We start from the raw sequence: 13,320 nt of genomic DNA on the forward strand, positions 1-13,320 counted from the left end.
GGCGCCGGGCCGCGGCGCGGGGCCGCGCCGCGCGCGGGGGCCCCGGCGGGGGGGGCGGCGCCCCGGGGCGCGCGGGGGCCCCCCCCCCCGCTCGGGCGGCAGGGCTCCGCCGGAGCGCCGGACCCTGATGATCCACGGACCGCATCGCCCGACCGTAGAGGTGGTGCGGGCAAGGACCATCCCCTACCCGAGACGTGCACGGATCAGCCGGGTGGCCGAGGACGGGTCGTCCCGAGGGGGGATGACCGGCCGGGCGCCACGGCGTCAGCGTGGGGCCCATGACGGGAACGGAAGACATGAGAGAGCGTCAGTTCAGCGCGATCCGAAGGCGTTTCACCCCGGCGGCCGTGGCGGTCGGACTGGCGTCCGCGCTGCTGGCGGCCCTGGTGCCCACCGCGGCCCGGGCCGCGGACGGCGACCCCGGGGCCGGCCTGGACCTCGACCGGGGCGGCTGGACCGCGAAGGTCAGCCGGACCGAGTACGGCGTCCCGCACGTCGTCGCCCGCGACTTCGGCGGCCTCGGCTACGGCTACGGGTACGCCTTCGCCCAGGACAACCTGTGCCAGCTCGCCGACCAGGTGGTCACCGTGCGCGGTGAGCGCTCGCGCCACTTCGGCCCGGACGCCCGGTCCGTCGACCTGGTGACCAACCTGGTGAGCGACACCTACCAGCGGGGCGTGCTGGGCACCGGGACGGTGCGGCGGCTGCTGGCCGCCCCCGCGCCGCTCGGCCCGACCGACGAGGCGCGGCAGCTGGTGGACGGCTACGTCGCCGGGTACAACCGCTACCTGGGCGACACCGGCGCGGACCACCTCCCGGACCCGTCCTGCCGGGGGAAGGCCTGGGTCGGGCCGATCACCGCGGACGACCTGTGGAACATCCTCTACGACGTCAACACCGAAGCGGGCAGCTCCGCCGCCAAGCAGCAGATCGCCACGGCCGTCCCGGGCGCCGGGGCCGGACTCGCCCCCGGGGCGACCGCGGAGGGAACGTCCGGAGCCGGGGCGGCCCCGGCCCGGATCGCCGCTCCCGGCCGCTCCGCCGACAACCCCGAACTCGGCAGCAACGCCTGGGCGATCGGGCGCGACGCCAGCCGCAACGGCAACGGCCTGCTGCTGGCCAACCCCCACCTCCAGTGGGCCGGTTCGCAGCGTTTCTACCAGGCCCAGCTGACCATCCCCGGCGTCCTGGACGTCGCCGGCGCCGGACTGTACGGCATCCCGTTCCTCCAGATCGGCCACACCCGCGGCCTCGCCTGGAGCCACACCACCAGCTACGCGGACCACTACGCCCTCCACCGGCTCACGCTGGTGCCCGGCGACCCGACCGCGTACCTGGTGGACGGCAAGGTCGAACGGATGGCCCAGGAGGCCGTCAGGATCACCGTCCGGGCCGCCGACGGGACGCTCTCCACCGTCGACCGGACCGTCTACCGCTCCCGCCTCGGCTACGTCCTCTCCGAGGGCTGGACCGGGCAGTACGCCTACACCCTCGGCGACGCCAACGCCGAGAACCTCCGCTCCCTGAACCAGTGGCTGGCGATCGGCCGGGCCCAGAACCTCGACCAGCTGCGCCAGGCCCAGCGCACCTACCAGGGCCTCCCCTGGGTGTACACGACGGCCGTCGACTCCAGCGGCACCACCTGGTTCACCGACGCCTCCGCCGTCCCGCACCTCCCCGACGAGCAACTCGGCCGCTGCCTGGCCGCGGTCACCGCCATCGGACCGGTGCTGGACGGTTCGACCACCGCCTGCGATCCGGGCCGCGACCCGGACGCGCTCGTGCCCGGCGTCTTCGGCCCCGCCAACCACCCGGCACTGACCCGCACCGACTACGTCGCCAACGCCAACAACGGCCCGTACCTGACCAACGCGGACGCGCCGATCACCGGCCTGCCCACCGTCTACCGGGGCGCCTCCGAGCGGATGCTGCGCACCCAGCTCAGCCTGCGGATGATCGCCGACCGCAGGGCCGGCACCGACGGCCTCGGCGCCCCCGGCTTCACCCTCGGCTCGCTCCAGGCGACGATGTTCGGCAACCGGGTGCAGAGCGCCGAACTCGACCGCGACGACGCCGTGGCCCTGTGCCGCGCCCACCCGGAGATCGCCGCGTCCGACGGCACCCGGGTGGACGTGCGCCCGGCGTGCGGCGCGCTCGCGGCCTGGGACACGAGGGCCGACGCCGACAGCCGGGGCACCGTGCTCTGGCAGGCGTACCGGGACGCGCTGGCGAAGACCGGCACGACCGCCTGGCAGACGGTCCCGGCCGACCCGGCCCGGCCGCTGACCACCCCGCGCGGCATCGACGCCGCCAACCCCGTCGCCCAGCGCGCGCTGGCCGACGCGGTGAAGGACCTGGCGAGCCGCGGCCTGCCGGTGGACGCCCCGATCGGCAGCGTCCAGCGCTGGGCGGGCATCCCGCTGCACGGCTGCTCCCACCAGCTGGGCTGCTTCAACGTCGTCACGGCCGGACCGGACTCGGGCGCCGGCGGCGGCACCTACCCGACGGACGTCCGCAGCGTCCCGCACGGCGCCACCTTCGTGATGGCGACCGAGCTGACCGACCGGGGCCCGCGCACCCGGACGCTGCTCACCTACGGCGAGTCCGCCGACCCGACGTCCTCCCACTTCACCGACCAGACCCGCGCCTACGCCCGCAAGCAGTGGGTGACCGAGCGCTTCACCGAGGCCGAGATCCGCTCTGCCCCGGGCCTCACCGTCACCACCCTGCGACGCTGACCCGTCCTCGCTCCGGGCTCCGGGCGGCCGCCGTTGCCATGACGGCGGCCGCCACCGGGCTCGACCCCCTCCCCGACGCAGGTCCTGTCCGGGACGTCCCCCAGGACGGTCAAGGACGTCTCTCGCCCTTACGTCGGCGGGGCGTCACTCCGTCGGCCTGACGCCGACCTGCCAGTCCCGTGGTGACACGCCGTAGGCCTCGCGGAAGGCGCGGCTGAAGTGGCTGGAGTTGGCGAAGCCCCAGCGGCGGGCGATCCCCGCCACCCCGAGCTCCTCGGCCATCGGCCGCACGAGGTCCCGGCTGCAGCGCTCCAGCCGCTGGGTCCGGATCCAGGTGCCGAGGGTGACGCCCTCCTGCTGGAACAGCTTGTGGAGGAAGCGCACCGACATGAAGTTCGCCTCGGCGACGGCGGACGGCGACAGGTCCGGATCACGGAGGTTCCGCAGGATGTGCTCCTTGACCCGTTCCAAGGAGGCCGCGCTCTGCGGATTCTGCGGCCGGGTGCGCCCGCCCCGCTCGTCGACGAGCATCGCCAGCAGGTCGAGCGCCGTGGATGCCGCCCGGCGTCCGACGACGTGGTCCAGCCCCGCCGCCTGGCGCGCCAGCTGCGCGAGGTAGGTCGCCACCAGTGCGGAGCTGCCCCCGGTGCCGCTGAACGCCGTCGCGGTCAGCCCGCGCAGGTCCCGCTCCGGCACGTCCAGCTCCTCCCGGGGAAAGTGGAAGGAGGTGAGGACGAACCCCTCGTCGATCCGCTTCCGGAACACCCGGGACGAGTCGGTGACGGAGAATTCGCCGGGCCGGACGACCGTCTCCCGCCCGTCCTGTTCCTTGACCGCGGTGCCCCGCTCCTGGAGGCTCAGGATCAGGGTCGGAGGGTCGTCCGCGGCGATCATGCGCCTGCCGCGCGTCACCACCTGGGGTCCCGCCTGGATCCTCGAAATCCGTATCGGACCCAGCCGGCGGCTGACGATCGTTCCGGGCGACGGCACCTTCTCCAGGAGGTCCACCGCCATCGGCACGAAGGTGTGGGACACCGCTTCGTGCCAGGCCTCCGCCCGTGCGGCGGCGGACAGCGGGGCGGTGGAGAGCGACGCGGTCGCGGTGGCGCTGTCGTCGCAGGCGCCTCTCTCCCGAACGTCCGGCGCCATGGTTCTCCGACCTCCCGACAGCTGTGCCTTTCGGAACACCATGCCAGCGGGGGGCGCGGCGGAGCATCGCGTGAACCTACCAGATCCGGGAACCGGCACCGGGGCGGCGGACCGGTGGCCGTCCGCGGGTCGGTGACGGGCCGGGCCGACCGCGATCGCCGCTCACCTGAGGGCTCCGTCGGTGGCCGCGGTGGTGACGAAGCGCTGGGCGACGACGAGCAGGACGGCGGCCGGAACGGCGGCCAGGACCGTGGTGGCCATGACGGCGTTCCACTGGTTCGTGTGGGCGCCGATGTACTGGTAGACGCCCAGCGTAACCGGCCGGACCGTTCCCGTGGTGGTGAGCGTGAGGGCGAAGAGGAGGTCGCCCCAGGTGAACAGGAAGGTGAAGACGGCGGCCGTGATCAGCGCGTTCCTGCTCAGCGGGAGCACCACGGAGCGGAGGACGCGCAGCCGGCCGGCGCCGTCCAGCTGCGCGGCCTCGACGATCTCCCCGGGGATGCTCCGCATGGACGTGTGCAGGAGGACGATCGCGAAGGGGACGCCCGCGGTGGAGTCGGCGAGGATCAGCCCGAGGCAGGAGTTCAGGAGCCCCAGGTCGGCGTAGGCGCCGTACAGCGCGTTGGCCACGACGATGCCCGGCACCGTCTGGGTGATCAGGATGCCGAGCAGCACGAGGTCGGTTCCGCGCAGCCGGAACCGGGCCAGGGCGTAGGCCGCCGGGGCGGCGAGCGCGAGGCTGAGCAGCACGCTGCCGAGGGCCACGACGAGGCTGGTGACGAGGTTGCGCCCCTGGTCGCGCAGCGCGGTGGCGTACCCGCCGAGGTCCGGACGGAGCGGGAACCACCCTCCTCGCAGGGTGTTGCCGGTCGGCTGGAGGGAGGCGTTCACCATCCAGTAGACGGGGAACAGCATCAGCGCGAGCAGGACGATCCCGACGACGGTGGACAGCGGGCCGCGGCGGCGGGGCGCGCGCCTCACGGGGTCGCCTCCCGGTCGTTCCTGGCGCGTCGCCCGGCGCGCAGGTAGGCGAGGGCGCACACGAGCGACAGGACGACGAGCAGGTTGCTCATCGCGGCGCCGCGCCCGAAGTCGAACTGCCGGAAGGACATTTCGTAGGACTGGGTGGCGAGGGTCTCCGTGGCGTTGGCCGGCCCGCCGCCCGTCACCACGAGGACGATGTCCAGCACCCTGAGCGTGTAGACCGCGTCCAGTACCAGGACGACGTTCACCACGGGCCGCAGCAGCGGCCAGGTGATGTGGCGGAACGACGCGAGCGGACCGGCGCCGTCCAGCTCCGCCGCCTCGTACAGGTGGGTGGGGATGTCCCGCAGACCGCCGTACAGGATCGCGGTGTTGAAGGGGATGCCGACCCAGGTGTTGACGAGGACCACCGACACCAGCGCCTGTGAGCCGCCGGTGAGCCAGGGGACGCCGGACGACGAGAGGTGGAGGCCGCGCAGTGCGGCGTTGACGACTCCGGTGTCGGGGTCGAGCATCCACTTCCAGACGGTCGCGGAGACGACCAGCGGAAGCAGCCACGGCAGCAGCAGGAGCGCCCGCAGCACGTCGCCGAGCGGGAAGCCGCGCCGGAAGAACAGGGCGAGGGCCAGGCCGACGGCGAACTGCCCCAGGACCGAGCCGGCGGTGAACAGCACCGTGGTCAGCAGCGTGCGGGGGAACTGGTCCGAGGAGAGGACTCCGGCGTAGTTCCGCAGCCCCGCGAACGGTGCGTCACCCGTGTAGAAGGTGGTGACCGTGTAGTGCTGGAAGCTCGTCACGAGGTTCTTGACGAGCGGGTAGCCGAAGAACAGCGACAGGTACGCCGCGGCGGGCGCGATGAACAGCCACCGCGCCGTTCGCTCCCGCAGGCGCCCCGGGACGGGGTCAGCCGGCGGTCGCGATCCGCTGCGCATGCCTGAGGGCCTCCTCCGGTGTCCGCTCACCCGTCAGCGCGGACTGGACCGCGGTGTAGATCCCCGTCGCCGCCTTCGGCCAGGCGGCGCCGAGCTCGCCGGTGCGCGAGCGTGCCGCCTCCACGCTCCTGGCGAACGCGCCCATCGAGGGGACCGCCTCGGCGTACCGGGCGGCCACCGCGGTGCGCGAGGGCACGGTGAAGTGCTGCTCGGCCGCGGTGAGCATGTTGGAGGGGGTGTTCAGGCAGGCGAGCACCTGGGCGGCCTTCTCCTGCCGGGCCCTGGAAGCGCCCTTCGGGACCGTCCACACCTCACCGCCGAGCGGGGTGACCGGGGTCTGCCCCAGCCGGGGGACGGGCACGGGGGCCACTCCCCAGTGCGGGTTCCCCTCCTGGTTCAGGGCCGGGATCCGCCATGGGCCGTTGATCATCATGGCCGTCCTCCCGGCGACGAACTGGTCGTGGACGTCGGCCTGCGTCCAGTTCAGCACGGACCTGGACATGGATCCGCTGTTCACCAGGTCGACCCAGAGCTGGAGCGCCTGCGCGGCCTGCGGGGTGTCCAACTGCCGTTCGTCACCGCCGTTGGACCACAGGAAGGGCAGGAACTGCCAGGTGCCCTCGAACGTGGGGTTGGCGTCGACCGCCATCCCGTAGCGCCCGGGACGGGTCAACGCGGCCGCCGCCGCCTTCAGTTCGTCCCAGGTCCTAGGGACGGCGACGCCGGCCTCGGCGAGCATGTCCTCGTTGTAGAAGAGGGCGACGGTGCTGACGGCGGGGGCCAGCCCGTACACCGATCCCTGGTAGGTGCCCGCCGACAGGATGCCCTCGGAGAAGCCGCCGGAGTCGATGCCGTAGTCGTCCAGCGGGGTCAGCGCGCCGGTCCGGGCGATCTGCTGCAGGTCCGGGTTGTCGAGCATCAGCAGGTCGGGGAGGGTGCGCGAGGACGCCTGCTGCAGGACCTTGGGGACGAGGGACGCCCCCGGAACGCTGGTGTGCCGGACCTCCACCCCGGCGGTCCTGCCGCACTCGGTGAGCATCCCGCCCCACTGGGCGTGCTCGGGTTCGTCGGTGTAGTAGTCGAGCGCGGTGATGGAGGTCACCTCACCCCCGGCGGACCTGGAACCGGTCGGGTCACCGCACCCGGCGGCGGACACCAGGGCGAGGATCCCGGTCAGGAGCGCGGCGATCCGCCGCACCGACGAGCTGGCCGGTGGGATCATGCTGGTGCCTTTGCCGGGTGACTGGGTGACGGGACGACGGGGCGACGGGGCGACGGGGCGACCGGGGTCGGTCGTGCGAGGGGGCGGATTCCGGGGGCGTCGTAGCGGCCCGACCGGTCCCTTCCGTCCGAACGCATATTAAACACCCCCGGGAGTGCCCGTCGTGTGCGCGGTGGCCTCCCGGACCATCGCCACCACGGCCTCGGGCCGCGGCAGCACCACGGCGTGCGCGGGGCCGTGAAGCGCCGGACACCCGGGCCGCGCGCCCCGCTCAGCCGTCGGGCAGGGCCGCGACCAGGTTGGCGAGCTGCACCCGGGAGCTGATCGACAGCTTGCGGAAGACGGACGTCAGATGGGTGTTGACGGTGTGCGGGGAGACCACGAGCACCTCGGCGGCCGACCGGTTGGTGTGGCCCCGGGCGATGAGGCCCGCGACCTTCCGCTCCGAGGCCGTCAGGGCCCCCCAGCCCTGGACGGGGCGACGCGCGGCGGCCGCCCCGCGACTGCCGGTGCCCGCACCCTCCCGAGCCCGCGGCACCCGTGCCGCCGCGGCGTGGGCGCCCGACCCGGCGAACGTCTCCCGTGCGCGGGCCAGCGCGGCCGCGGCCCGCTCCGCGTGTCCCGCCGTCAGGAGCGCCTGCCCGAGGTCGGCGTACGCGGCGGCCCGGACCAGCGGGCGGGGGCTCGCCCCGAGCAGCTCCACGGAGTGTTCGAGCAGGGCGGGATCACCGTTCACGAGCCCGCGGGCGTGCGCCGCGATGCCCGTGGCGGTCGGCACGGCCGGGTTGCGTGCGGCGTGGGCCTCGGCCTGCGTGGCCAGGTCCTCGGCGAGTTCGCGCTCCCCGCCGCGCAGGGACATGCGGATCGCGGAATCGACCCAGTCCCGCAGGAGCCGCCACCGCATGAAGGAGCCCTCCCGCTGGACACGGCGGATCCGGTCGACGGCGAGCCCGGTGTCCCCGTCGGCCTCGGCGTGGACCGCCTCCAGGAACCGCACCGCGGCCGTGTTGCCCGGGTTCGGTTTGACCGCCAGCCGCTCCCGCGCGGCGACCAGGTGCTCCCGCGCCGCCTCCCGGTCGCCGCACAGCAGGGCGATCCGGGAGCGGATCACACGACCGTTCACCTGCTGGACGGGCACCCGCACCTCGTCCTCCAGGCGCTCCATGGTCACGAAGCCGGCATCGGCGTCGTCGAGCCGGCCGATTCCCAGGTCGTGCTGGCCCTGCGCCCACAGCAGCATGGCCTGACGCGTCGCCCCGTCCCCGTCCGCCGCCCGCAGGAGCAGGCGTTCGCCGGACGCGAAGTCGTCCATGTGCAGGTGCGCGACGACCTCCTCGGGGAGGAAGGCGGAATCGACGGCGCTCAGCGCGGCGAAGCGCTCCAGCGCGACCGCGTTCTCACCGGCGTTCAGCGCGATCTCGCCCAACCCGGACAGGGCGAGGACCTGCGCCTCCCGGTCACCGACCGCGGTGGCGTCACCCAGCGCGGCCTCGCCGGCCTCGCGCGCCGCGACGAGGTCGGAGCCCCGGGACAGGGCCAGTGCGCGCTGGGCGGCCAGCCTGGCACGGACCTCCGGGGCGGAGCCCCCCACGGCGAGGGCGGCTTCGGTGCGGCGGCGCAGCTCGTCGGCGAGGTCCATGGTCCACAGCGTCCCGCCGAGGGCGGCCTGGAGCCGGCCGAAGGTCGCCAGCGGCGGTCGCTCGGCCAGCAGCCGGTCACCCGTCGACAGCGCCTCCCGGTTCCGGCCGGCCCGGGTCAGGCAGAGGACCGCCTGCTCACCCACGGCGAACCGCAGCGGCCCCGCGGACGGCACCAGGTCGAGGGCGCGCGTCATCAGGTCGGCCGCCGGGCCCGGTGTGACCGGCAGGACGTCCTCGGCCGCCCGCCGCAGCAGCGCCACGGCCTCCTCGTCCCCGGGCAGCGAACCCCTGAGGACGTGCGGCACCGCGTCGATCGGCTGCCGGCCCGCGGCGACCAGGCCGCGGGCGGCCTCGCGGTGCAGGGCCTTCCGGGCCGACGGCGGGATGTCGGCGTAGACCGCCTGGCGCAGCAGATCGTGCCGGAACACCAGCCGGTCACCGTCGTCGTCCAGGAGCCCGGCCCGCACGGCCTCCTCCAGCGCCGGGACCAGGTCGGCGCCCGACCGGCCGCAGAGCGCGGCGGCGTCCTCGAAGCCGAAGCAGCGTCCCAGCACCGCCCCCATCCGGAGGAAGCGCAGGGTGTCGGGCCGCAGCGACCTGAGCCTGCCGCGCACACCCACCACCAGCCCGGGGGGCACGGCCTCCGGCGAGGACCCGGCGCCGCGCAGACCCACGAGCATCTCGACCGCCAGGAACGGGTTGCCGCCCGCTCCGTCCAACAGCTCCCGCACCCGTCCGTCGACCGCCGCCCCGAGCGTGTCGCCGGCCAGCTGGCCGATGGCCGCGCCCGACAGCGGGCCCAGGGTCACGGTGACGGTCGGGAGGCCGCCGGTCGCGGCCGTCACGATCTCCTCGGCCGGGCCCGAGGGCTCCGGACGGGAGGTCAGCGCCCACAGCACCGGCGAGCTCCGCAGCCGGGTCGGGAGCTGCTGCAGGGCGAACCGGCTCAGCGCGTCGGCCCACTGGACGTCGTCCAGGCCGACCAGCACCGGAACGCCGCCCGCCCTGGCCTCGACGGCCTCGGCCAGACGCTCCACCAGCCAGATCCGCTGGTCGTGATGGCGGGCGAGGTCGGCGAAGGCGTCGTCGGACAGCAGTGGACGCTCGCCGTGCCGGACGGCGGTGGCCAGGGAGGAGAGCGGTACGACGTGGTGCAGCTCGTCGGCCCTGCCGACGCCCACGGAGAAGCCCGCGGCCCGGGCCCTGGCGGCGGCCTCGGCGAGCAGGGTGGTCTTGCCGATGCCCGGTTCCCCCTGGATCAGGGCCAGTCCGCCGCTTCCGGTGCGGGCCACCGAGGTGATCAGCGCCTGGAGCCGTTCGAGCTCGGCCTCCCGGCCGCGCAGGCCGCCACGGGACAGCGGACCGCCTGACCCTGCCATGGACGCCTTCCCGTTCCGTGCTCGCCTGCCGGGGCCGGGCTCGGCCCGTGCCGAGGGACGACCCCGCCCTGCCGCCGTTCGCGGCTCCCCGAGGGTACGCCGTGCGGGGCGGCCCCATCGCGGGCCGCGTGCGCCGTCCACGGCCGGAGGCCTGCCGGTCGGGTCGGCCCTGTCGGCCGGCAGGGCCGGTGGGCCGTTGCTACAGAGCGATGAAGTTCGGCCGGGCGATCCCTACGTCGGTCGGTGGTCAGCCGGTCGGCACGCCGGGAGAATCGTCAGCGCGGGCTGCCGCTCGACGACCGCCGACCCTTCCGAACCCGTCCCCGCAGTCCTTCGCGCCCGGACGTCCGGCGCCGTCCGAAAGGCCGCCATGCCCCCCACCCGGCCCACCGTCGTGCTCGTCCACGACGGCTGCTCCGACGCGAGTACCTGGTTCGGCGTCATCGCCGAGCTCCAGTGGCGCCGCCTGGCGGTCCTCGCCGTCGCCAACCCGCTGCGGGGACTCGCCCACGACGCCGCCTACCTGGCCGCCGTCGTGGCGGGCATCGACGGCCCGGTCGTCCTGGTCGGCCACTCCTACGGGGGCGCCGTGATCACGGAGGCCGGGGCCGCCGCCCCGAACGTCCTGGCGCTGGTCTACGTGGCCGCCTACCTGCCCGACGTGGGGGAGAGCTTCGACGCGCTCGCGGAGCGCTTCACCCCCGCGCCGCTGATTCCCCGGCTGCGGCGCACGGAGCTGCCCACCGGCGGCACCGGGCGGGAGCCGGAGCTGACCGTGCCGGCCGAGTGCTTCCGGTCGCTGATGGCCGCCGACCTCGACCCGGAGGTGGCGCAGGTGCTCGCGGCACTCCAACGCCCCGTCGCCGAGCGGGTGTTCAGCGACGCGCCGACGGCGGCGGCCTGGCGCACCACGCCCTCCTGGGCCCTGGTGGCGGGGGCCGACCGGGCGCTGCACCCGGAGATCCAGCGCTTCACCGCCCAGCGGGCCGGCGCCACCGTCCTCGAACTGCCCGGCGCCTCCCACAGTGTGGCCCTCTCCCGGCCGACGGCCGTCGCGGACTTCATCCATGACGCCACCAGGCCGGGTCGTGTACGGTCTGTGAATCTCCCGATTCAGGAGACCGGACCGGATGGACAACGAGACGGTCGCCACCGGGCCGGTTGAGGAAGTCCGGCCGGGCGCGCCCGGCCGTGGTGTGCTCCCCGCGCACGGTCAGGCCCTTCCGATCACGCCAGGAGCGAAGAGTTGTCCGACCCCACTCCCTCCCCGGCCCGGCGACCGGTGCTCGACCGGGAACTCCAGGAGTTCCTGGACACCCGGGCCGGAGCGGCACGGACGGAGCTGCCGGACCTCTCCTTCCTCGCTCTCGACAGCCTGCCGAGCATCAGCGCGGACGAGGACGAGGACGATCCGTACGGCACCACGTCGGAGTGGTTCGTGCTGCCGTGCGGGCCGACCGGGCGGGTGCGGGTTCGGGTGACCAGGCCGGTCGGTGCCGTCGAGCCGAGTCCGGTGGTGCTGTTCGTGCCCGGTCTCGGCTGGTCGTTGGGCGATGCCGCCTGTTATGCGCGGTTGGTACGGGAGTTCGCTCTGGGCACCGACGCGGCGGTCGTGTACGTCGACTATGCCCGGGCGCCCGCGGCCCGCTACCCGGTGGCGGTCGAGCAGTGTCACGCGGTGGCCCGCTGGATCCAGGAGCACGGTCGTGGGATCGGTCTGGAGGGGGAGCGGATCGCGGCTGTCGGTGATTCCGCCGGGGCCAATCTGGTGGCGGCGCTGACGCTGCTGGCGCGTGAGCGCGGCGATGTGCGGCTGGCGCAGCAGGTGCTGCTGTACCCCGTCACCGACGCGGATTTCGACACCGCCTCGTACCGTCGTTTCGCCAGCGGTTATTTCCTGCACCGTGACCACATGCGCCGGTTCTGGGACGACTACCTGCCCGAACCGCGGCTGCGTACGCGGGCCACGGCGGCGCCGTTGCGGGCGTCGCTGGAGGAGCTGGTGGGGTTGCCGCCGGCGCTGGTGGTCACGGCGGAGGCCGATGTGCTGCGGGACGAGGGCGAGGCCTATGCGGCCAGGCTCCGGGCGGCCGGTGTGCCGGTGGTGTCGACGCGTTACCAGGGCGTGATGCACGGCTTCCTGCTCGTCGGTGGGATCCATCCCACGGGCACCACCCGGGCCGCACTGATCCAGGCCGTCGACACCGTCCACATGGCGCTGCACCGCCGCTCCTGGTGAGCCCGGGCGGCGCGCCGCGACCGGCCGGCATCCCCCGGCCGGTCGGCGGAGCAGGCCCGCCCGCGACGGTGCGCGGACCGACCGCACCCGGTGCGCCGGGGGAACAGGCCCCGGGGCCACGCGCTCCTAGCCTGGTGGGCAGCGCCGGAACCGGCGCCGAGGGCGATACCCGGCCCGAGCAGGCGCCTTGCCGCGACCGGGCCCGCCACGCGAACCCGCCGGACTCCCGGCGTGCCCGCGGACGCCCCGAGGAAATCAGCGATCCGAAGAGGACTCAGCCATGACGACCAACGACACGCCCACCGTCGTGCTGGTGCACGGTGCTTTCGCCGATGCCTCCAGCTTCGCCCGGGTCATCCCCGAACTGCTGGCCGACGGACTGGACGTGGTGGCGCCCGCCGTGCCGAACCGCAGTCTGACCGGCGACTCCGCCTACATCGCGTCGGTGGTCCGGCGGATACCCGGGCCGGTCGTGCTGGTCGGCCACTCCTACGGCGGCGCGGTGATCACCGTGGCGGGTGCCGAGGAGAACGTGAAGGCCCTGGTGTACCTGGCGGGCTACGCGCTGGAGGAGGGGGAGAGCCTGGGTGAACTGCAGGGTGGCTTCCCCGACTCCGAGCTCGCCTCCGCCCTCGTGTACAGCCCGTTCCCGCTGGACGGCGGGGAGGGCGAGGGCACCGACGTGTCGGTGGAGGTCGACCGCCTTCCGGCGATCTTCGCGGCCGATGTCGACCCCGCCCTCGCCCGGGTCCTCGCCGTCACCCAGCGTCCGCTCGCCGCGGCGGCGTTCGGTGAGGCCGCGCCGACCGCGGCATGGAAGGACAAGCCGTCCTGGGGGATCGTCGCATCCGCCGACCGCACCCTCAACCCCGACGTCCAGCGGTTCGGCTACCGGCGTGCCGGGGCGACCGCGGTCGAGGTCGACTCCTCGCACCTGGTCATGCTCTCCCGGCCCGAGCGGGTCGTGGACGTGATCCGCGAGGCCGTCCGGTCCGTGGCCGACTGAGCCGGATCCGCCGTCCCGCCGGGCACACGGT

9 protein-coding genes are annotated in these 13,320 nt (G+C 74.4%); 4 read left to right on the plus strand and 5 right to left on the minus strand.

Features of this window, described 5'->3' with window-relative positions; translation table 11 throughout:
* Window positions 1–296 precede the first annotated feature (296 nt).
* A complete protein-coding gene (locus ACFVHV_RS35250) occupies window positions 297–2,738 on the plus strand; it encodes a penicillin acylase family protein (protein ID WP_359904846.1) in 2,442 nt (813 codons plus the stop codon).
* 144 nt (window positions 2,739–2,882) lie between these two features.
* Here ACFVHV_RS35250 and ACFVHV_RS35255 read toward each other — a convergent pair whose 3' ends face one another.
* From ACFVHV_RS35255 to ACFVHV_RS35275, 5 genes are all read right to left on the minus strand, one after another.
* Complete coding sequence (locus ACFVHV_RS35255; protein ID WP_380356864.1) at window positions 2,883–3,887, minus strand: helix-turn-helix domain-containing protein; 1,005 nt, start codon at window positions 3,885–3,887, stop codon at window positions 2,883–2,885.
* Window positions 3,888–4,049: 162 nt separating this feature from the next.
* Window positions 4,050–4,868: a carbohydrate ABC transporter permease gene (locus tag ACFVHV_RS35260; RefSeq protein ID WP_380356867.1), complete on the minus strand. Its 819-nt coding sequence runs from the start codon at window positions 4,866–4,868 to the stop codon at window positions 4,050–4,052.
* Entirely contained in the window at window positions 4,865–5,803 is a 939-nt protein-coding gene (locus ACFVHV_RS35265; RefSeq protein WP_380356870.1) for a carbohydrate ABC transporter permease, read from the minus strand. Before ACFVHV_RS35265 ends, ACFVHV_RS35260 begins: the two co-directional genes overlap by 4 nt.
* The gene (locus ACFVHV_RS35270; RefSeq protein ID WP_380356872.1) at window positions 5,775–7,025 is read right to left on the minus strand and encodes an ABC transporter substrate-binding protein; all 1,251 of its coding nucleotides are present in this window, start codon (window positions 7,023–7,025) and stop codon (window positions 5,775–5,777) included. The genes ACFVHV_RS35265 and ACFVHV_RS35270 overlap by 29 nt, the downstream gene beginning before the upstream one ends.
* A 271-nt stretch (window positions 7,026–7,296) precedes the next feature.
* Entirely contained in the window at window positions 7,297–10,044 is a 2,748-nt protein-coding gene (locus ACFVHV_RS35275; protein ID WP_380356875.1) for an AAA family ATPase, read from the minus strand.
* 370 nt (window positions 10,045–10,414) lie between these two features.
* On the opposite strand from ACFVHV_RS35275, the gene ACFVHV_RS35280 reads away from it, so the two are divergent.
* The 3 genes from ACFVHV_RS35280 (at window position 10,415) to ACFVHV_RS35290 (ending at window position 13,289) form a co-directional block, all read left to right on the plus strand.
* Window positions 10,415–11,209: an alpha/beta fold hydrolase gene (locus ACFVHV_RS35280; protein ID WP_380356877.1), complete on the plus strand. Its 795-nt coding sequence runs from the start codon at window positions 10,415–10,417 to the stop codon at window positions 11,207–11,209.
* 81 nt (window positions 11,210–11,290) lie between these two features.
* Window positions 11,291–12,283: an alpha/beta hydrolase gene (locus tag ACFVHV_RS35285; protein WP_380356879.1), complete on the plus strand. Its 993-nt coding sequence runs from the start codon at window positions 11,291–11,293 to the stop codon at window positions 12,281–12,283.
* A gap of 280 nt (window positions 12,284–12,563) precedes the next feature.
* Complete coding sequence (locus tag ACFVHV_RS35290; protein ID WP_380356882.1) at window positions 12,564–13,289, plus strand: alpha/beta fold hydrolase; 726 nt, start codon at window positions 12,564–12,566, stop codon at window positions 13,287–13,289.
* The last annotated feature ends 31 nt before the right edge of the window (window positions 13,290–13,320 follow it).

The sequence above is a fragment of the Kitasatospora sp. NPDC127116 genome (genome assembly GCF_042677365.1).
Lineage (GTDB): Bacteria > Actinomycetota > Actinomycetes > Streptomycetales > Streptomycetaceae > Kitasatospora > Kitasatospora lactacystinica.

Bases quoted from the DNA above. Each gene is read 5' to 3' on its own strand.
- ACFVHV_RS35250 (WP_359904846.1), top strand. From the start codon at position 297: ATGAGAGAGCGTCAGTTCAGCGCGATCCGAAGGCGTTTCACCCCGGCG.
- ACFVHV_RS35255 (WP_380356864.1), bottom strand. From the start codon at position 3,887: ATGGCGCCGGACGTTCGGGAGAGAGGCGCCTGCGACGACAGCGCCACC.
- ACFVHV_RS35265 (WP_380356870.1), bottom strand. From the start codon at position 5,803: ATGCGCAGCGGATCGCGACCGCCGGCTGACCCCGTCCCGGGGCGCCTG.
- ACFVHV_RS35270 (WP_380356872.1), bottom strand. From the start codon at position 7,025: ATGATCCCACCGGCCAGCTCGTCGGTGCGGCGGATCGCCGCGCTCCTG.
- ACFVHV_RS35275 (WP_380356875.1), bottom strand. From the start codon at position 10,044: ATGGCAGGGTCAGGCGGTCCGCTGTCCCGTGGCGGCCTGCGCGGCCGG.
- ACFVHV_RS35280 (WP_380356877.1), top strand. From the start codon at position 10,415: ATGCCCCCCACCCGGCCCACCGTCGTGCTCGTCCACGACGGCTGCTCC.
- ACFVHV_RS35290 (WP_380356882.1), top strand. From the start codon at position 12,564: ATGACGACCAACGACACGCCCACCGTCGTGCTGGTGCACGGTGCTTTC.